The sequence below is a fragment of the Agrobacterium sp. genome (assembly GCF_059499945.1).
Map to the genome: position 1 here is coordinate 206,683 of NZ_JCABZP010000014.1, position 19,576 is coordinate 226,258.

Below are 19,576 nucleotides of genomic sequence, written 5' to 3' on the forward strand. Positions count from 1 at the left end.
TCAGGCCCATTCGCCCTTGCGCATCACCGGAACCGTGGAGCCATCCGGCTTCACGCCATCAATGTCCACCTTGTCGGAGCCGATCATCCAGTCGATGTGGATCAGGCTGGAATTGCCGCCCTGCGCCGTGATCTGCTCCTGCGACAGCGAGGCGCCGTCAAGGAAGCATTTTGAATAGCACTGGCCGAGCGCGATGTGGCACGAGGCATTTTCATCGAACAGCGTGTTGTAGAACAGGATGCCGCTTGCCGAAATCGGTGAGGAATGCGGCACCAGCGCCACTTCGCCCAGACGCCGCGCGCCCTCATCGGTGTCGAGCACCTTGTTCAATACAGCTTCGCCCTTGGAAGCCTTGGCTTCGACGATACGGCCCGCCTCGAACTTCACCTGGATATCGTCGATCAGCGTTCCCTGATGCGAGAGCGGCTTGGTGCTGGAGACGTAACCATCCACGCGCAGCGCATGTGGTGTGGTGAATACTTCTTCAGTCGGGATATTCGGGTTGCAGGCCACACCATTCTTGGCGGTGGAGGCGCCGCCATGCCATTCGTGGCCGTCCGCGAGGCCTATCTTCACATCCGTGCCGGGGCCGGTGAAATGCAGCGAAGCGAAACGTTCGCCGTTCAGCCATGCCGAGCGCTTGGCGAGATTGGCATTATGCTGCGCCCACGCCGCGACCGGATCGGCCAGATCCACCCGCGAGGCGGCGAAGATGGCGTCGGCAAGCCTGCGGACCGCTTCGTCTTCCGTCACATCAGGAAAGACCTGCTTTGCCCAAGACGGGTTGGGATAGGAGATGATGTTCCAGTTGATGTCGAAATTGGAAATCTTCTCCAGCGCCGGCTTGTATGCCGTGGAGTTGGCCTTGTTGGCGCGGGCAACCTTGGCCGGGTCCTGTTCGGCCAGCAGCATGGGGTTGTCGCCGGCAATCGCCAGCCGCGCTGCGCCATTGGCATAAGCCTTTGCCATGCCCTCATAAAGCCAGCCGGAAGCCCGGTCGAAATTGGTGTCACTGGCATGGCGATAGCGCGCAAGCGTGGTTTCTTCATCGGAATAAAAGGTGGTGACCAGTCCGCCATCCGCCAGATAGGCGTGTTTGGTCAAAAATCGCACCAGCGGCAGGGCTGCCAGCGGCGCTGTAATCACCAGATCCTGGTCCTTCTGCAATTGCAGGCCGACCTTGATGGCGACTTCGGCCAGTTTTTCGAGTTTGACGGGATCGATGGGAGAAACTGTCATGATCTGCCTTCGTCTATTTCAATCGGAGGCGCCGACCATAGCCCATTCCTCCCGAAAGCCAAATGCTTTCAGGCATGCCCTCCGGCGCTTCAATCGGCGACCAGCGGTGCGGCAATGGCCTCCAGCGCCATTTGGGCATCGCGGGGCGAAAGCCTCACTTGCAAGCCACGCTGCCCGCCATTCATGTAGACATAATCATGCGTCATCGCCCCGGCCTCGATGGCCGTCGGCACCTGTTTTTTCTGCCCGAAAGGGCTGATGCCGCCGACATGGTAACCGGTGGCGCGCTCCGCATCGGCAGGCTTCATCATGCTGGCGGATTTACCTCCGAAGGCGGCGGCCAGCTTTTTCATGCTGACCTCACGATCCGAAGGGACGACGACGCAGACCGGCTTGCCATCCAGTTCCGCCATCAGCGTTTTCAGCACCAGATGCGGTGGCTCACCGATCGCCTCGGCCGCCTGCAGACCGATGCGGTCTGCATTCGGATCGTAATCATAGGTGACAGTGGTGAAGGCAACGCCTGCCTTGGTCAGCATCTGGGTGGCGCGTGTTGTTTTGGACATGACAGGTTGCAGTCACGCAAAAAGGGTCTGGTAGGTTTCAGGCTTGAAACCGACAGTTATCTTGCCCTTCGCCTCCAGCACCGGACGCTTGATCATGGAGGGCTGCTCCAGCATCAGCGCGATAGCCTTCTCACGGTTCAGATCGGTCTTCTGGCCGTCGTCGAGTTTTTTGAAGGTCGTACCGGCGCGGTTGAGAACCGTTTCCCAGCCCGCGGCATCGCACCATGTTTCCAGATGGGCGCGGTCGATGCCCGACGCCTTGTAGTCATGGAAAGAATAGTCGACGCCATGGGTCTCCAGCCAGCTTCTGGCCTTCTTCATCGTGTCGCAGTTCTTGATGCCGTAAATGGTGATCGTCATGCTGCCAGCCTCTTTGTCTTCAAGCTCTCCGGCATAACAAAATATCCGCCTTATTCAACCCGCCCGCTGAATTGCCCCTGCGCATTTGCCCCGTCTTGATGCTAAGTCATGCAAAATCGCAATGGCTGATATCCGAACGAGCGCGAGCAAAGCTGCATGGCTTCCCTGCTACATCATGAGTTGTAGAACGGGGCCGAAATGCCCATTATCTGGGCATCAAAGATGGAGAGAAAAATGCGTCAGGTTGCAAAGACATCGCGTAACTTCTTCGGTGAAACTTTCGCCGTTCTCGGTGCAGCGCTCTCGGTTTCGGCCGCTGTTCGCGCACATCGCAAGCCCGCCCGTGCCGATCTCGAAGCTCTCGGTATCGACGGTAAGGCTTTCGACAAGGTACAGCTCTAAGCTGGCCATTATCCGTTGCGAGGCGATACCGCCTCGCTTGCGCTCAGGATCGACAACCGGATCGGTTTTCGACGGGCGCGGTGGATACGCGGATGGCGCGAAAAGCGCCCCGGCTTCGCAAAACAAGGTTCCGTATAGCTTTCAACAGCGGATGCGGAAACGACTATCGGCGTGGGAAGTGCTATGCCACTTCGGGTGCATCTTACCGCATCGCCACCCTTTGCATCGGCCGTTTCGAAGGTCCGATCACTTTCCCCGGCAAATGTAACTGGCTTTCAGGCCGCTCATAACGGTCTGCTTTCGGCGAAAGTGCGAAGCGCTCGAGCAATTCATGCCGCGTTTCGCCATTGTGACTGAACACAAGTTCGAAGTTCCCCGCCAGCCAGCTATAGGGTGTCTCAACCTGCATCAGCTCGATTTTCCCGCAGCCGTAGATCATGGTGAGATGCGGTGTAAAAGACGATGCGGCGACATAGGGCAGGTTTGCTCGCCTAAGGGAGCGCTGCACCATCTTCGCCAGAGCCTTAAGCTCCTGCATCTCGCTGCCACTGCGTAGCACCAGACTGTTGCGATTGCCGAAGAGCGACGATCCATAGAATGTGATCGGAACGGGCCGCGCCTTGATTTCCCCGAGCGTCGCCTTCAGCCGATGTACCAGCCCGTGAGGCACGGTCTCAAAACATCCGACACAGAGCAGGGTTATATGCAGAAGCTCCGGCGGATAGGCCTCACGCTTCGTCCGCCCCGCAGCATGGCACGACGCATCGGCAAAAATTCGTTCCGCCAAGGCTGCCGGCGGTTTCACCATGATCAGGAGCTTGCTGCTTAATCGCGGATTGAAACGCCGTATTTTCTCCGACTCCCACCCTTCGAAGCAAAGCTGCTTTGAGCTTCCTTCCTCTGCCAACTCGAAACTCATGACGATGCTCCATGGCCTTTGCCAGGGCCGCGATATTACCATCACCGGTTAAAATTGAAAGAACAAAAAGAGAACAAAAGCTTTGTGACGTTTACCAGATACCGGGAAACAGCCGATAGCGCCTTTGACGGGCATATTCAGAATAACCGGGCAATTCGGCCTGCAGCAGGCGGTCTTCCAAGCCGGTACGGATGATTAGCAGCACGATGGCCAAAGCCGCGGGGAGCAGGGCTATCCAGGAACTCAATGCGAGCGGTATGCCAGTGAACATGCCGATTGCGGCCGTGTAACCGGGGTGGCGCACGATACGGTATGGGCCCGACGTGACCACCCGCTGCCCGCGCTCGCTTTGGATGCGGACCCCGGGCTCGAAGAACGGATTGACGGCCTGGGCCCAGGCCGTAACCGCAATACCGCCGACAAGCAGGATGTAGCCGAGCAGCACGACCCACAACGGCACGGCAGACCACTCCATCCGGCCGGCATCGAATGCCGCAACCGGGATTTCAGCAAAAAAAGCCAAAAGGATCACGGAGACCAGAATCAGGTCCCATTTCTTGTTGCCCGGCTGGAACCGGCTGCGCGCGCGGAAAATGACCGGGTTCACACGCGCCAATACCAGCGCGGAAAGGCCAAAAGAAACGACGACGACCACGACGAAAATCCAGCCCGGGCACCAGTTGATCCTGCCCGCAGGCAGAAAAACCAAGGCCATCAGGCCCAGCGGCAAACTGATGGCGTACAGGATCGCGGCGGCGCGTGACATAGGCTTCGGATCGGCATCGGATGTCATCGATGGGCTTCCTTCTATTGTCCTCGATAGGACGAACGGCAGCCTGTCCTGGTGGACTGATTACACGCCTTAAAGCGGTGTGGGGCCGGCGGTACTCTGCGAAAGACGGTCGAATACTGGCAAAAAAGCGCAGAAAGTCAAACGCATAAGCGGTCTCGGGTCTAGCCGACCGCGCGACAGCTGCTTGCGGACCGGAATGGGCGATCACTGTTTGGTGGTTCATCTTTTAGTCGCTTTCGGCAGTCGGTACGTCCAGTAATATCGGCCCCGCGCACATCTGGTTTCCGGCGGGATTCCGTCAGCAGCCATAAGGCAAACGGCTTCGGGTTGACATTCTACCTACTAGTTGGTAGGTAATTACTATGAAAAATCCACAAACCAAAGCGGATGAAATTCTTCGTTGCGCACGCTCCCTGATCATAAAGGGCGGCTACAACAGTTTCAGCTATGCCGATATTTCCGCTGTGGTCGGTATTCGCAATGCGAGCATTCACCACCATTTTCCCAGCAAGACCGATCTGGTCCAAAAACTGGTTGCGCAATACAGGCAGGAGGCGGAAGCCGGGATCGCCGAACTGGAACGAAACGTTTCCGACCCGCTCGAACAGCTTCGCGCCTATATCGGCTATTGGGAGGGCTGTATCGCCGAGGCCACTCATCCCTTCTGCGTCTGCGCTTTGCTCGCCAGTGAAATTCCGGTTCTGCCTGAAGCAGTCGCTCTTGAAGTGCGCGCGCATTTTCGAAGTCTCTCGGACTGGCTCACCACAGTTCTGGAACGCGGCGTTGCCCAAGGGCGCATCGCGCTGAGCGGAACTGCCAGAGCCAATGCTGAAATCTTCATGGCCACCGTGCACGGCGCGATGCTTTCCGCCCGTGCTCACGGTGATGCGACGACTTTTGGTGCAATAACCCGCCCCCTGCTTGAGCGCATGACCGCTTAAAATCGGAGCCTCGCGGGGAACGTGAAGGCGTGGCCCGGGCGGCACGCCACCGAAACAACAGACAGCATTAAGCTGGCAGATTTGTCGATGACAGTCTGCTTCCTGGACCACCCCGTCCTTTTGGACAAGAAAGGCAATCTCTCATGTTCGGAATTTCTCCGCTTGGCTGGATCCATACACTTGGAAGCCTGCCGGCCATTCCCGCCGCCATTTACATGTTTGCCCGCTACGGTCGAATCGTTCCGCGATCAGCGCCGGGCACCCTCTATCTTGTTTCCATGCTGATTGGAGCTGCGACGGTCTTCCTCGTCGCGCATCAGCCGATCAGCTATGGCGTTGGCGTCCTGACCATCTTTTTCCTGCTTGCAGGTTACGGCATCGAACGCGTTCTTGGTTCAACGCGCCTGGCCAGATATATTGAAACCATCTGTCTCAGCATCACTGCGTTTCTTTTGATGGTCCCGACGGCCAGCGAAATCCTGCGTCGTGTTCCGGACGGTCACCCTCTGGTTACGGACCTGAAATCACCGCTGCCTCTCGGTGTTCAGGCAGGGTTGCTGGCGATCCTCGTGGTCGGCCTGGCCGCCCAGATGATCTATCTCACACGACAAAACAGAAACGCCGCGAACTAGTCGCGGCGTCATCGTTTAAACTGCCTTCGACATGGCGGCGTTGCGGTAGCAACGCCACTGTGTCGATTATAGTCCTATTCCCACTCGATCGTGCCGGGCGGTTTGCTCGTCACGTCATAGACAACGCGATTGATGCCCCGCACTTCGTTGATGATGCGGGTTGCCGCGCGGCCGAGGAAATTCATGTCGTAGGGATAGAAATCCGCCGTCATGCCGTCTACCGAGGTCACGGCGCGCAGCGCGCAGACGAAGTCATAGGTGCGGTAATCGCCCATGACGCCGACGGTCTGCACCGGCAGCAGCACGGCAAAAGCCTGCCAGATGGTGTCGTAAAGACCAGCCTTGCGGATTTCATCGAGATAGATCGCATCGGCCTTACGCAGAATATCGAGCTTCTCGCGGGTAATCGCGCCGGGGCAACGGATCGCCAGACCAGGACCTGGGAAGGGGTGGCGGCCGATGAAGCTGTCCGGCAGGCCGAGTTCACGGCCAAGCGCACGTACTTCGTCCTTGAAAAGTTCACGCAGCGGCTCCACGAGCTGCATGTTCATGCGCTCGGGAAGGCCGCCGACATTGTGGTGGCTCTTGATGGTGACAGAGGGGCCGCCGGAAAAGGAGACGCTCTCGATGACGTCAGGGTAAAGCGTGCCCTGTGCGAGGAAATTCGGAGCACCCTTGCCGTCGGCGGCGATCTTGGCCGCTTCGGCCTCGAAGACTTCGATAAACAGGCGGCCGATGGTCTTGCGCTTCGCTTCCGGATCGGAAACGCCCGAGAGTTCGCCGAGGAACAGATCGGCGGCGTCAACATGAACAAGCGGAATATTGTAATGGTCGCGGAACATGCCGACCACCTGCTCGCTTTCACCAAGCCGCATCAGGCCATGGTCGACGTAAACGCAGGTGAGCTGGTCGCCGATCGCCTCATGGATGAGGATAGCCGCAACCGAGGAATCGACGCCGCCAGAGAGTGCGCAGAGCACGCGACCGGTGCCGACCTGCTCGCGGATCTTGCGGATCATCTCGGCGCGATAAGCCGCCATCGTCCAGTCGGATTTAAGCCCGACGATCTTGTGCACGAAGTTGGAGAGCAGCTTGCCGCCGTCAGGGGTATGCACCACTTCCGGGTGGAACATGGTGGAGTAGTAGTGACGGGTCTCGTCCGCGGCGATGGCGAAAGGCGCGTTCTCGGAGGTCGCGATGACCTCGAAACCTTCCGGCAGCTTCGTTACACGGTCGCCATGGCTCATCCAGACGGGATAGCTCTTGCCCTGTTCCCAGAAGCCTTCAAAAAGTGGGCTTGCCTTCTTGATGTCGATATCGGCCCGGCCGAATTCCGCCGCATGGCCGCCCTCGACAACGCCGCCGAGCTGCGTGCAGAGCGTCTGCTGGCCGTAGCAGATGCCGAGGATCGGAACCTTGCTGTCAAACACCGCCTGCGGCGCGCGCGGGCTTCCTTCCGCCGTCACGGATGCGGGGCCGCCGGAGAAGATCACGCCCTTGGGCTGAAGCTTCTCAAACGCCTCTGCGGCATTCTGAAACGGATGGATTTCGCAATAGACCCCGGCTTCGCGGATGCGGCGCGCAATCAGCTGCGTCACCTGGCTGCCGAAATCGATGATGAGAATGCTGTCGGGATGGGCTATCTGGGTCATGGCGAGCCTTTAAAGAAAATGGCAGCTTTAGGCAACCCGGAAGCGGGTGTCAAACAGCGGAAATTTGCGAAAATCGCAAGGTTTCAAAGGGCGATCGTACCGTCTTCAATGGCGCGGCAAAGCCCGTCGACGGCCTCCGCCAGCTTTTCGTCGATGATGTGTAGATATTCCGTCCAGTCATCCACATGGTTCACATCCGCCTTGCCATCGGAAATACCACGCAGACCGGCGAGCGGTACGCCGAAGCGCTGGCAGGCACGGAGCACGGCGTAGGTTTCCATTTCCACCATGTCGGCGTTGATCGCCCCATAGGCCGCACCGGAAACCACGTTGGCGCCGGTGGAAAGACGTGCCTCGGCAATGCCGGGTATGAGGAAAGGCAATGGCACATCGGCCGGCAGGTCAAGAAAGGGCGTGCGACCCTTTTCGAAACCGAAGGCGGAGGCGTCCATATCGCGATACGAAACCGAAATCGCCTGATAGACGCCCGTTTGGTCCAGAGTGCGTGAACCGGCAGAGCCGAGAGAAACGACGAGGTCGGGCAAATGGTCTGCCGCATCGAGACCGGCAAGAACGGCCGTTACCGAAATCGCAGCCTCGACCGGGCCGACGCCGGTCATCAGCGGCGCAATGCGGGCCTGTAGATGGGGGCCGTATTCGGCGGAAGCCGCCATGACGAAGAGGACGGATTTATCCGCAACATGCAAAAGCCGGTAGTTCATCCGGTAATATCCTCGCGACCCTTTACCACCATCATGGTGCCGGTCATGGAGGCGATCAGCTTTGCCGGCCCGTCCGAAAGCGCATAAGCGCGGCCATCGGCGACGATCAGGTTGTTTCCGGGCTTGATGATTTCGCCACGAAACAGGAACCGTTCGCCGCGTCCGGGCGACATGAGGTTGACCTTGAACTCGATGGTCAGCAGCGAGGCGTCAGGCTCGATGATCGTATAGGCCGCATAGGTACAGGCCGTATCCAGACCGGCGGCGATGACGCCCGCATGTAATATGCCGTGCTGCTGCGTCAGCTTTTCATGAAAAGGCAGTTCGATTTCCACCAGCCGGTGTTCGATACGGGTGATCTCGGCGTCGATCGCCTGCACCACGCCCTGGCGCGCAAAGCTGCTTTCTATCCGCTGACGAAAATCGCCGGGATCCGTGATCTCCATGGCTTACCTGCCTGCCTTCTGCCCTGTCGCAGACTGACATGGCGCGTGGCGGCGGGCAAGGCAAGGGCTTGCAGCCGAATTAGTTCAGCATGCTGATGCTTGCGTTGAGCACCGTGGCAAAGGCGACCCACAGCGCATAGGGCGTAAAAAGCCACATCGATATGCGGTCACGGCGGTAGGTCAGCGCCATGAAGGCGATGATGCAGATCAGCATGGGGATGATGATGACGAGTGCGCCTGCCGGGCTCTGCATGCCGAAAAAGATCGGCGACCACAGGAAATTCAGTATCATCTGCGTGAACCAGAGGCGCATACGCGTCCCCATCGGCTTCCTGATCCATGTGCGGGCGCCGGCAATGCCGATCAGCACGTAAAGCGCCGTCCAGACCGGCCCGAAAATCCAGTTGGGTGGATTGAAGAATGGTTTCTGCAGCGATTGATACCATTCGCCCGGCACATTGTTGACGCCGATCAGCGCTCCAACGGCAACAACTGCAACTACGAAAACAATATACACGGTAAGGTTTTTCATGACGCATCCAATGCGCCGACCATGCTTTTGTTCCCGTGCCTTTTCAGTATTTTAGCTGGAGAGACGCACGATATGCTGGTCCCATGCCACGTCGCTGCGCACGGTCTCGAAAAATCCGTCATAGGAAGAAACAGCAATGCCGTTCGCGGCAGGGGCGACGCCCGCGGCTTCCCGCACCGTCGTCTCGGATAAAACGCGCCCGGTTTTTGCATCCAGCGTCACGGCGGCGTTGCCGTTGGGCGATGTCAGGCCCACCAGCCCATCGCGCCGGTTGACGGCGATGGCCCCGACGTAATTGGCAAGGCGCATCGTCGTTTCCTGGGGCAAATCCACGAGGGACACATCCTCACCCTTCGAGAAATGCCCGACAAGCGGCGGAAGGTCGTTGCGCGGTCCCTCATATTGGCAGGCAAACCAGATGCGCCCGTCATCGCCGAGATCCACATGGCGGGTGGAAAGCTGCCGCAGACGATCCGGCATTGCGTGTTTCTGAATCAACTGGCCGGTCGCCGTATCGAGAAGCACAAGAGAGGGCTGCATATTGTCGATATTGAGCTTGGTTCGGCCGAAATCCGGATGGGTCTCGATGCCGCCATTGGCGATCACCATCAGCCGCCCGTCATCGCTCACTGTCATGTCATGCGTGCCGATGCCATGCGCGTCATATTCGCCGATGCGGGCAAAGCCGTTGCGGGCGTCATAGAGCCCGATGACGCCACGATTGCCGTCGAAGTCGTTTTCGCTGGCATAAAGGATTGCGCCATCGGGTGAGAATTGCCCGTGGCCATAGAAGTGGCGGTTCTCCGGCGTGTGCATCACGATCGGCTCGTGACGCCGCGCGGGGTCGAAGGCCATGAAGAAGGTGCCGGGTCGGCGCGCAAAGGCCACTGTCATGCCGGTCGCGTGGCTCGTCGCCATTCCGTGGGCGCGGGCGGGAAGCGCGACGCGGTCGATGATCTCGCCGCGCTCGCTGATGGTCGCGATGCCGTAGGAGCCGTCACGGGCGCGAAAGGCTGAAGCGAAGACGGCATCGGCGCGTTCCAGCGCATGCAGCGAGCCGGGGGCAAGTGTGGCGAGGAAGGGAATGCCCGCCGCCTTGATGAAGCTTCGCCGGTCCATCAGCATCGGCTTTTTGCCTGAGATCATCGGCTCAGTCTCCGTCGGCGAAGGAAAAGCCGGAGCTGAGGCCGATCGCGCCGCCATATTGATCGTTCAGGCGATAGATCAGGTCTTTGCCGTTGAGCAGCAGATAATCCACCTTGGCGCGCTGATCGTCCTGATCCAGCGCCTTTTGCACATCCGTATCGATGGTTCCGGCAACGCGGATCATCGATTTGGCGATGAAATCGATGGAGTTGACGATGGAGCGTTGGTCAGGCGGCACGAGTTCGACCATATCGGCCGTGTGCAGCAGGGTCTGAACCGCCTTGATGTTGGCTGAAATACTCTTCCAGGTCAGGCCGGAGCGCCAGTAAATGGCGGTGCGGGGAAATCTTGCCTTGTCCGGCCCCTTGTAGAAGGTTTCGATCCGCTGGTCGCGGATAGCCTCGGAGCCGTGGACGAGAATGCCGAGCAGGGCAACAAGCGCCTCGCGCTCGTCACGAAAGACGGGGTTGTCCGTACCGGGCTCAGTCCAGTTCTTCTGCGCGCCATCAGGCGTATTCCAGCTGTCGGAAAGTTCCGCCGCCACATTGGCGATATTGCCGGCGATGGCGGCGCCATAACGGCAGCGGAAATCACCCTTCCTGTCGAGCAGCTCTTCCGCTCCGGTTCCGTAAAGTACGAATTCGAGAGCGCCGAGCCCCTGCGCCGCAACGCTCTTGCCGCTCAGGCCTTCGGCACTGGTGACGCTTTCATCTTTTTCGGCGAGATAACGCTGCACCTGTTTCAGGCCCAGACTCTTCTTGTCGGGGTAATAAAGCACACGTTCGAAACGGTTCTTCTCGATGACAGGGCCGACACGCACGATCTCGATGGTCGACCAGCTCGAGACAGTATCGGCAAAAGCCGCCCGCGCTGCCGTCTCCGTCGTTTGGGACGGAGCGGCGCAAAACGCTTTCATACGGCCTTCCAGCGTCTCCGCCGATTGCCGGAAGTGGTCATAGCCGGGACGGATGAAACCGTTCACAGCCTTTTCCATGACACCCCGCACCTGCATGGGGTCAAGCGGCGGTGGCGGCATCAGTTCCACGTCCTGTGCCTTTGCCGGCTGATTGGCCAGAAGCAGCAGCACGGAAAAGAGGCCGGAGATTTTTCGCATGGCATTGTTCATCAAAGGGACTCCAGAAAGGCCAGCAAAGCCTGCCGGTCGGATTTTTGCAAGGCGGCAAAGGCATCGCGCGCTTTCTGCGCTTCGCCGCCGTGCCACAATATCGCTTCCGACAGGCTGCGCGCCCGGCCGTCGTGCAGGTAAAAACCGTTGCCATTGACCTTTTGTGTCAGGCCGATGCCCCAGAGCGGTTGGGTACGCCACTGCCGCCCGCTTGCTTCACCCACCTGCTGGCCGTCGGCAAGCTCTTCGCCCATGTCATGCAGCAGAAAATCGGAATAGGGCCAGATCAGCTGGAAAGAATGCATGGGGTCGGCGGCATCGCGTCGGGTGACGAATTTCGGGGTATGGCAGGCGGTACAGCCTGAGGCATAGAAAAGCTGCTTCCCCTGCAGAACCACCCGATCATCGACATTGCGGCGGCGCGGTACGGCGAGGTTTTCGGTGTAGAAGGTCACGAGATCGAGAACCGGGTTGGGCGTTTCTACCGGCCCGAGCCTGGGCTGCACGCCGGTCGGCATGGCCAGACAGTCATTCTGGGCTTCAGTGCAATCACCATAGGCGTTCGGCGCATCCGGCGTGGAAATGCCGATATCATGGGAGAAGGCGCTGGCGCTCTGGTCGCGCACGCTCGCATTCTGCGCTTTCCAGCCAAACCGTCCGAGTTTTATCTCGCCAGTGCGATGATCCTTGACCCATGCCGGACGCCCGGCAATGCCGTCGCCATTGTTGTCGTCTGGGTCGGCGTTGGCCAGAATATCGGCCTCGGCAATGGCCTCGATCAGGCCAAGCCCGAGGGTGGGCATGGCAATGCGCGCTGAAAGCGTCGTGTCGGCGCCAAGCGGGCCATATTGCAGATTAGCCACGGCATAGTCGGGCTTGCGCAACATCACCACCTCGCCTCCCGGTAGCTGAACCGGCTTTTCCGTATAGGTGATGAGCGGTTTGCCTTCGGCGGCGAGGCCGGGAATGGCCAGGTTCTGAAGCTGCCGGCCATAGGTCTCGTCGGGAAAATTAAAGACCTGGTGGCTGGCAATGGCCTGTCGTTCGGCTTCATTGCGGGCCGGTCGCGCCAGCCGCAGGAAGAGGGAGACGGCGTCTTCTCCGGCAAGGGGCGGTCGACCCCTGCCGTCCTTCACATGGCAGGTCTGGCAGGAACGGGCATTAAAAAGCGGCCCCAGACCGTCTGAGGCCTGTGTGGAGGAGGGAGAAGAGACCCAGAGCTTCTGGAACAGCGCGTTGCCAAGCTTGAAATCCTGTTTCCGCGCCAGAGGCATTGTGGCGGAAGGATGCGAAAACGCGCCGCTGTCGGGTTTGCCGGTGCTGGTCGTTGCTCCGCCGGACATGGCCTCGAAAGGTTCCGGCCTGGTAAAATCCGTCGTTGGGGTGGTCACGGCCAGCACGCGGCCTCGATCTGTCTCCGTCAGATCGCTACGCAGCGGTTCGGCAAGCGCCATCGACGCCACAAGGCAGGCTGCCCCGGTTAAGAAGAACGGCTTAGGGGTCAGCGGCAGCAAAAATTGCATGACAACAGGGGCGATGGGGAGCAGCGGGCCGCAGCAATCTGCGGCCCGCTTTGCCGCTTATTTGAAGACGGCGTTCGGATTGTCGAGGCTCTCGGAGCCTTCAAGCTCGATCTTGCCGAGATCGAGCGCCGCTATGACGCGTTCGACAGTCTTCGTCTGGTCGAGAAGGCCATCGATGGCCGTCTGAACCACGGCGTTGCCTTCCTTGTTGCCTTCGCCGATCATCTGGTCATAGGCCTCAACGGTCTGGGCGCGCTTTTCCATCGCGTGCATGGCGTCGAGTGTCTTGTTCAGCTTCGCCAGCATCTCGTCGTTCAGTGCCTTGTCCTTGGCGCCGACCAGTTCAGACAGCGAGGCGCCCGTCATCTTCGTCCCGTTCACGCGGGTATAGTCGCCGGTATAGGCCGACGCGATGCCGATCGCGTCGTAAAGATGCGAATTATAGGTGTTGTCGGAGAAGCAATCATGCTCCTCTTCCGGATCATGCAGCAAAAGGCCGAGCTTCATGCGTTCGCCGGCCAGCTCACCATAGGAGAGTGAGCCCATGCCGGTGAGAATGGCGGTCAGGCCCGCTTTGGGATCGGCTTCCACTGTCTTCGTGGCTTCGCCTTCCGGCGCCCAGGCATCCACCATCTCCTGAAGATCCTTGATCAGCAGGGTCGAGGCGGATTTCAGGTAATCGGCCCGGCGGTCGCAATTACCGTTCGTGCATTTCGCCTTGTCATAATCGGTATAGGGGCGGTTGCCCGCGCCCGGTCCGGTGCCGTTCAGGTCCTGACCCCAGAGCAGGAACTCGATGGCGTGGTAACCGGTCGTCACATTGGCTTCGACGTCGCCCGCCTCGTGCAGGCTTTCGATCAGCTCGGGGGTGATCTTGGAGGCGTCGACCTCTTCACCGCTGATCTTGATCTTCGGATTGGCGATGATGTTGGCAACGTAGAGTTCGTTCTCGTCGCTTTCGGTGCCATAGGAACCGTCGACGTAATCGATCAGACCTTCATCCAGCGGCCAGGCATTCACCTTGCCTTCCCAATCATCGACGATCGGGTTGCCGAAACGATAGACTTCCGACTGCTGATAGGGAACACGGGCCTTGATCCATGCCTCCCGCGCGGCTTTCAGGGTTTCTTCGCTCGGCGTTGCGATCAGCGCATCGATGGCCTTGTCCAGCGCCTTCGCCGTGGTCAGCGAATCCTCGTATTTCGCATGCGCGACATCAGCATAATGCTTGACGACGGCGGCCGCGTCAGTGGCGGCCTGTGCGGGGAGCGCGGTAAAAGCCGCAGATGCGGCAAGAAGCGCAAAAGAAGCGCTGAGAATGGTTTTGCGGATCATGATCCCTCTCCTTCGGCAGGCGCGAAATGACTTCGCGCCGCGGCAAGCGAGTTCTGACCCAATCACAAACTTGTGTCAAACATTCTAGTTTAGAATGCTTTGAAACAAGATCGAGGGCTGTTTTTCAAGTAAAATCAGTGCTTGCAAAGAGGGTACTATGCTTTGCGTTTCATCAAGCAGAAGAAGAAGCCATCCGTATCTGTGGTTGCAGGCGTCAGCGTCACTGTCCTGCCGTCGGAAGAATGCGGTTTATTCGCATTGCCGCCGAAAGTTGTCTGCCAGCGTTCCAGTGCAGAGCCGATGGAAAATTCCGGGTTGTCCGCGCAGAAGCGCTTGACCTGCTGCTCGTTTTCTTCGGGCAGAACCGAACAGGTGACATAAAGCAGCTCTCCGCCCGGGCGAACGAAACCCTTGGCCTGCGAAAGCGCCTCGCCCTGCTGCTGCACGCGCTCTTCCAGATTGCGCGCCGTCAGCCGCCATTTGGTATCGGGGCGTCGGCGCCAGGTTCCGGTGCCAGTGCAGGGTGCGTCCACCAGAACGCGGTCAAATTTTCCCTGAAACGGCGTAAGGCCTGATGCGCGGTCATGGACCTGCACATTGCGCGTGCCGGCCCGCTTCAGCCGCTCGATGATGGGCGCAAGGCGCTTGCGGTCGGCGTCAAAGGCGTGGACCTGGCCCTTATTGTTCATGCTGGCAGCCATGGCCAGCGTCTTGCCGCCGCCGCCCGCGCAATAATCGAGGATCTGTTCGCCCTCATGGGCGCCGGCAAGATCGGCGACGATCTGCGATCCTTCGTCCTGCACTTCGAACCAGCCCTTCTGGAAGGACAGTTCGGCCGTCACATTCGGCAGGCGGGAAGGGCCTTCGCCAGCGGGGATGCGCACGCCCTGGCGGGCGATATGTGTGGCTTCCGCACCGCTTTCTTCCAGCGCCTTCAGCACCTTGTCGCGTGTCGCTTTCAAGGTGTTGGCGCGCAGATCAAGCGTGGGCCGCTCGTTCAGCGCCTGCGCCTCGGCGAGCCAGCGCTCTCCGAAGGCCGTTTCGAGGGAAGATTGCACCCATTCTGGAATATCGCCCTGAATATGGGCCGGTGCGTCACCGAGAGAACGGGAGAGAAAGGCCTGCTGCCTTTGTTCATCCGGTGCGGCGGGGGCGAATTTGTCGCCGTCGAATTCCGCCGAAAGGTCCGAAAAGCTCTTGCCCCATTGGCGCAGCAGAACCGCATAACCGAGAGAGGTGGCGCTATCGTCATCCATCAGCCAGGCGTGCGACAGTTTCATGCGCAGCGCGTCATAGACGATGTTGCCGATTGCCGCCCTGTCGCCGGAACCGGCGAAACGATGGGCAAGGCCCCAATCTTTCAGAGCATCGGCGACGGGACGCCTGCGTCCCTCAATATCCGCCAATACTTCGATTGCTCCGGCCAAACGCCCGCCTAAACGCATTGTCTACCTCGTTCTTCTGATAAGCCCGGTTGGTAGACGCGAATGGCGGCGAGGGCAAGGCTCAATCGGCCTTGACGATCTCGTAGCAAACCTTGGCGGTGCCGGAGTTGATCATGCCGATGTTCTTGGCGGCCGCCTTGGAAAGATCGAGAACGCGACCCTTGATGAACGGCCCGCGGTCGTTGATGCGCACCACAACGGCCTTGCCATTGCGGGCATTGGTCACCTTGACCTTGGTGCCGAACCGCAGCGAGCGGTGGGCGGCGGTCAGGTTGGCGGCGTTCATGCGCTCGCCAGAAGCAGTCTTGGAGGTCAACGCATACCACGATGCGCCTCCACAACCATTTGCCGCATTCGCCTGAAGAGGCGCAATGATGGAACAGGCGGCGATAGTTGCAGCGGTGAAAGTTATACGACGGATATTCAACAAACTGTGCTTCCCTGAAAATCGGCCCCGCGCCGATTGATTGTGCCCTTGCTAAACGGCCATGAACTGGCCTGAACGCCTTTTGATGCGAGATTGTAGGGCGAGGGAAAAATGGCGAAAAAAAGCTGATCTCAAATCACGAACTGTTACAGTCTGTAATATTCGTGATCGTTAGCCGGAAAGGCGTCGCCTGGCCATCCCTGTCACAATTCGGAAAAAATAATGCAGAATCAACGCTCAATGGAAATGTTGTTGCAAGTCACGGCTTCGTGAATCCACTTCACGAAATGTGAGTGAAATATTTTTCTAATGACTACGATTTTAGTGATTTTTGGATGGTTAATAAAGTCCTAATTAGCTGAAATAAGACGAAAACCATCCGCAAAAGCCGGATTGGAAGGATTTTTCATCGCTTTCGATGGGACCATTCTCAGCCTCGCCAGAGGCCGTTTTCCCACAATTGTTTCAGGGAGAGTCTGTACTCCGGAAAGCGGAAATCGAAGCCAAGATCGCGTATTCTGGCGTTCGAAACGCGCTTGTTCTCGCCATAGAAAGAGCGCGCCATCGGCGTCAGATCGGCGGTTTCAAAAGCCTGCTCGGGCGGCGGTTCCACGCCCATCAGCGTCGCTGCGAAGCTCACCACATCCTGCGGCGGGCAGGGTTCATCATCTGTCACGTTGAAGATACCGCGTTCGTTTTTTTGTGCCAGAAAGGCAAGTGCGGCACCGATATCCTCGACGCGGATGCGATTGAACACCTGGTCCTTCTTCACAAGCCGCCGCGCAGTTCCCTTCTCGAAATTCATGAAGGCATTACGTCCCGGGCCATAAATTCCGGACAGGCGCAGGATGGAAAGCGGCACATTCGCCTTTTGGGCTGCTTCAGTCCAGGCAGCCTCAGCGGCTACCCGTTCCACGGAGCGCGCGGAAACAGGGCGGCAGGGTGTCGTCTCGTCCACCCAGGCGCCGTGATGGTCGCCATAAACACCGACCGTGGAAAGATAAGCGACCCATGTCAGATTGGGCAGGAACTTTTTCAGATCGCCGCCCAGAAGCGCAAGCAACGGATCGCCATCCCTGCCCGGCGCGACGGATTGTACGAGATGCGTCACATTGCCCATGGCGGCGATGAGCTCGTCATTGAGATGGACCCCGTCAAAGAGGAACGGCGTCATGCCCGCTGTGGCGAGGCTTGCGAACTTGTCTTTGCTGCGTGTGGTGCCGGAAAGGCTTGCGGCCTCGGGTTTCAGCGCGTTTGCAATGGCCTTGCCCGAATATCCCGCGCCAAAAATCATCACATGCATGGTTCACGCCTCTGCCAGTTGCCATTCCATTTCCGCCTCCGGATCAGGCTCCGGGGCGCGACCGGCAGAGTATGTACGGAATTCGTCCCTGTCCATAAGCCGTGACAAAGCCCATGCGGCCATGCCGCGCACCTCGGGCGAAGGGTCAGTTTCCGCAAGCGCCTTGCATTGTTCCACGAATTGCCGGTCTGCGGAGTTTCCCGCCGCGATCAGCACATTGCGGATGAAGCGATTGCGGCCGATGCGCTTGACCGGTGAGCCGCTGAAGAAACTGCGAAACGCAGCGTCATCGAGCGTGAGCAGGAAGGCGATGGAAGGTTCCTTCAGATCCTCGCGCGCCTGCAGTTTCATCTCGGAGGCGCTGGCCGCGAATTTGTTCCACGGACAGGCGGCAAGGCAATCGTCGCAGCCATAGATGCGGTTGCCGATCATCGGGCGGAACTCGTGCGGGATCGGCCCCTTGTGCTCGATGGTGAGATAGGAGATGCAGCGGCGAGCGTCCAATTGATAGGGCGCGGGGAAGGCAGCCGTCGGACAGGCATCGAGACAGGCGCGGCAGGAACCGCAATGATCCTTTTCGGCCTCATCGAGACAGAGTTCGGCCGTGGTGAACATGCTGCCGAGAAACAGCCATGAGCCATGGGTGCGGCTTACTAGGTTTGTGTGCTTGCCCTGCCAGCCGAGACCGGCTGCGGCGGCGAGCGGCTTTTCCATCACAGGCGCGGTATCGACAAAGACCTTCACATCTTCGCCGGCGCGCGCGGCAAAACGGGTTGCGATCTCCTTCAACCGCCCCTTGATGATGTCGTGATAATCGCGGTTGCGGGCATAGACCGAAATGGCGGCCTTGTCCGGTTTGGAAAGCAGGTCGCGCGGATCTTCTTCCGGGCCGTAGTTCAGTCCGAACATGACGATGGAGCGCACGTCGCCCCACAGCGTTTTCGGTTCGGCACGCCGTGCTTCCGTTTCCTCCATCCACGCCATCGTGCCGTGATAGCCGTTGTCGAGAAACTGTCTCAGCCGTTCCGGCGCGAGCGGAATGCTGTCTGGGGCGGTGATGCGACAGAGATCGAAGCCGAGCGAAAGCGCTTCCTGACGAACGAAGTCCGTCAGTTTGTGCGCGCGTATCCGCTGCTTTTCGCTCGCGACGTCGATGGTCGTTTCTCCTGCGGGCTATTCTGCGGCATATATAGGCTGAGCCGCAGGCCACAGCAAACAACCAGCAGGACTGGAACTTAGAAATCCAGATCGGCGTAGTGGGAGGAGGGGGCAAGGCGCGGAATGCGCTCGCTCAGGAACGGCCGGAAGGACGGGCGCGATTTCAGCCGCTGATACCATTCTTTGGCAATCGGCGCTTCGAGCCAGTTGATCTCGCCGAGATAGTCCAGCACCGAAACGCCGGCGGCTGCGGCAAGGTCGGCATAGCTCAACCGATCGCCGGCGAGCCATGTGCGCGAACCGGCCAGCCATTCCAGATATTTGATATGCTGGCGGATATTGTTGCGGGCGGTGCGCAGCAGCTTGGAATCCGGCGGTCCGCCGCCCTGGGCCGCCGTCATCTGCAATTTATAGACCCGTTCCCGCACCAGCGGCCGGGTCACGTCATTTTCCATCTTCTGCAGAAACCACTCCGTCAGGCGGCGGATTTCCGCGCGCTGAAACGGGTCTTCCGCCAGAAGCCGGCGGTCGCGCTTCAGAACGCCATGCGTTTCGTCGAGAAATTCGGCAAGCACATAAGGCCCGCTCAGCGAGCGCATATTGTCATCGAGATAGACCGGCAGGGTGCCGGCCGGATTGAGCGCCAGAAACTCCCGCCGTCTTTCCCACGGCTGCTCCTCCACGAGATCGGTCTGGAACCCGTATTCCGCAAGGATCAGACGAACGAACCGGGATGCGGTCGACATCGGAGAGTGATAGAGAGTTGGCATCGGTACTCAATTTTTACGATTGGTTGTCATGATCGGCATTTGCCGGAAAACTTTTTCAGTTTCGCTTCATCAAGACGCTATAAGAGCTTGGCTACTTTAAAACAAGTTTAACGCAATTGCCTTCCATTGCCACTTCCCC

At 59.1% G+C, this 19,576-nt stretch carries 21 protein-coding genes; 3 read left to right on the forward strand and 18 right to left on the reverse strand.

Annotated features, from left to right (window positions below; genetic code table 11):
- From AC5I5B_RS12740 to AC5I5B_RS12750, 3 genes are all read right to left on the reverse strand, one after another.
- The gene (locus AC5I5B_RS12740) at positions 1-1,239 is read right to left on the reverse strand and encodes an aminopeptidase (RefSeq protein ID WP_111833763.1); all 1,239 of its coding nucleotides are present in this window, start codon (positions 1,237-1,239) and stop codon (positions 1-3) included.
- Positions 1,240-1,328: 89 nt separating this feature from the next.
- Positions 1,329-1,805, reverse strand: a complete 477-nt coding sequence (gene ybaK, locus AC5I5B_RS12745) for a Cys-tRNA(Pro) deacylase (RefSeq protein ID WP_003503892.1) — start codon at positions 1,803-1,805, stop codon at positions 1,329-1,331.
- A gap of 12 nt (positions 1,806-1,817) precedes the next feature.
- Complete coding sequence (locus AC5I5B_RS12750) at positions 1,818-2,165, reverse strand: ArsC family reductase (RefSeq protein WP_003503890.1); 348 nt, start codon at positions 2,163-2,165, stop codon at positions 1,818-1,820.
- Between the two features lie 234 nt (positions 2,166-2,399).
- Here AC5I5B_RS12750 and AC5I5B_RS12755 point away from each other — a divergent pair, with 234 nt between their 5' ends.
- Positions 2,400-2,567 (forward strand): hypothetical protein, encoded by a 168-nt coding sequence (locus tag AC5I5B_RS12755; RefSeq protein WP_003503889.1) that lies wholly within the window; start codon positions 2,400-2,402, stop codon positions 2,565-2,567.
- Positions 2,568-2,769: 202 nt separating this feature from the next.
- Here AC5I5B_RS12755 and AC5I5B_RS12760 read toward each other — a convergent pair whose 3' ends face one another.
- A complete protein-coding gene (locus AC5I5B_RS12760; RefSeq protein ID WP_099086164.1) occupies positions 2,770-3,486 on the reverse strand; it encodes a 2'-5' RNA ligase family protein in 717 nt (238 codons plus the stop codon).
- 91 nt (positions 3,487-3,577) lie between these two features.
- A complete protein-coding gene (locus tag AC5I5B_RS12765; protein ID WP_495752738.1) occupies positions 3,578-4,279 on the reverse strand; it encodes a methyltransferase family protein in 702 nt (233 codons plus the stop codon).
- Positions 4,280-4,641: 362 nt separating this feature from the next.
- On the opposite strand from AC5I5B_RS12765, the gene AC5I5B_RS12770 reads away from it, so the two are divergent.
- Together AC5I5B_RS12770 and AC5I5B_RS12775 are read left to right on the forward strand one after the other, a co-directional pair.
- Entirely contained in the window at positions 4,642-5,220 is a 579-nt protein-coding gene (locus AC5I5B_RS12770; RefSeq protein WP_111791914.1) for a TetR/AcrR family transcriptional regulator, read from the forward strand.
- Between the two features lie 143 nt (positions 5,221-5,363).
- A complete protein-coding gene (locus AC5I5B_RS12775) occupies positions 5,364-5,852 on the forward strand; it encodes a hypothetical protein (protein ID WP_111833762.1) in 489 nt (162 codons plus the stop codon).
- Between the two features lie 74 nt (positions 5,853-5,926).
- Here AC5I5B_RS12775 and guaA read toward each other — a convergent pair whose 3' ends face one another.
- From guaA to AC5I5B_RS12840, 13 genes are all read right to left on the reverse strand, one after another.
- On the reverse strand, positions 5,927-7,504 hold the full coding sequence (gene guaA, locus AC5I5B_RS12780; RefSeq protein ID WP_003503879.1) for a glutamine-hydrolyzing GMP synthase: 1,578 nt from the start codon (positions 7,502-7,504) through the stop codon (positions 5,927-5,929).
- Positions 7,505-7,587: 83 nt separating this feature from the next.
- On the reverse strand, positions 7,588-8,226 hold the full coding sequence (locus AC5I5B_RS12785; RefSeq protein ID WP_080864327.1) for a 5'-methylthioadenosine/S-adenosylhomocysteine nucleosidase: 639 nt from the start codon (positions 8,224-8,226) through the stop codon (positions 7,588-7,590).
- The gene (locus AC5I5B_RS12790; RefSeq protein ID WP_111833761.1) at positions 8,223-8,672 is read right to left on the reverse strand and encodes a PaaI family thioesterase; all 450 of its coding nucleotides are present in this window, start codon (positions 8,670-8,672) and stop codon (positions 8,223-8,225) included. The genes AC5I5B_RS12785 and AC5I5B_RS12790 overlap by 4 nt, the downstream gene beginning before the upstream one ends.
- Positions 8,673-8,751: 79 nt before the next feature.
- Entirely contained in the window at positions 8,752-9,204 is a 453-nt protein-coding gene (locus tag AC5I5B_RS12795; protein WP_003503873.1) for a TspO/MBR family protein, read from the reverse strand.
- A 51-nt stretch (positions 9,205-9,255) separates the two neighbouring features.
- Complete coding sequence (locus AC5I5B_RS12800; protein ID WP_060727077.1) at positions 9,256-10,350, reverse strand: DUF1513 domain-containing protein; 1,095 nt, start codon at positions 10,348-10,350, stop codon at positions 9,256-9,258.
- Between the two features lie 4 nt (positions 10,351-10,354).
- Complete coding sequence (locus AC5I5B_RS12805; protein ID WP_111833760.1) at positions 10,355-11,476, reverse strand: imelysin family protein; 1,122 nt, start codon at positions 11,474-11,476, stop codon at positions 10,355-10,357.
- Complete coding sequence (locus AC5I5B_RS12810; RefSeq protein ID WP_236775429.1) at positions 11,476-12,930, reverse strand: di-heme oxidoreductase family protein; 1,455 nt, start codon at positions 12,928-12,930, stop codon at positions 11,476-11,478. The genes AC5I5B_RS12805 and AC5I5B_RS12810 overlap by 1 nt, the downstream gene beginning before the upstream one ends.
- 126 nt (positions 12,931-13,056) lie before the next feature.
- A complete protein-coding gene (locus tag AC5I5B_RS12815; RefSeq protein WP_060727075.1) occupies positions 13,057-14,334 on the reverse strand; it encodes an imelysin family protein in 1,278 nt (425 codons plus the stop codon).
- 155 nt (positions 14,335-14,489) lie between these two features.
- A complete protein-coding gene (locus tag AC5I5B_RS12820) occupies positions 14,490-15,779 on the reverse strand; it encodes an RsmB/NOP family class I SAM-dependent RNA methyltransferase (RefSeq protein WP_111833758.1) in 1,290 nt (429 codons plus the stop codon).
- Positions 15,780-15,840: 61 nt separating this feature from the next.
- Positions 15,841-16,209 carry a septal ring lytic transglycosylase RlpA family protein gene (locus AC5I5B_RS12825; protein WP_003503862.1) on the reverse strand — a complete coding sequence of 123 codons (369 nt, stop codon included), beginning with the start codon at positions 16,207-16,209 and terminating at the stop codon, positions 15,841-15,843.
- Positions 16,210-16,636: 427 nt separating this feature from the next.
- On the reverse strand, positions 16,637-17,509 hold the full coding sequence (locus tag AC5I5B_RS12830; RefSeq protein WP_111833757.1) for an SDR family oxidoreductase: 873 nt from the start codon (positions 17,507-17,509) through the stop codon (positions 16,637-16,639).
- A 3-nt stretch (positions 17,510-17,512) separates the two neighbouring features.
- Positions 17,513-18,664 (reverse strand): tRNA epoxyqueuosine(34) reductase QueG, encoded by a 1,152-nt coding sequence (queG, locus tag AC5I5B_RS12835; RefSeq protein WP_026363808.1) that lies wholly within the window; start codon positions 18,662-18,664, stop codon positions 17,513-17,515.
- Between the two features lie 80 nt (positions 18,665-18,744).
- Complete coding sequence (locus tag AC5I5B_RS12840; protein ID WP_003503856.1) at positions 18,745-19,437, reverse strand: glutathione S-transferase family protein; 693 nt, start codon at positions 19,435-19,437, stop codon at positions 18,745-18,747.
- Positions 19,438-19,576 lie beyond the last annotated feature (139 nt).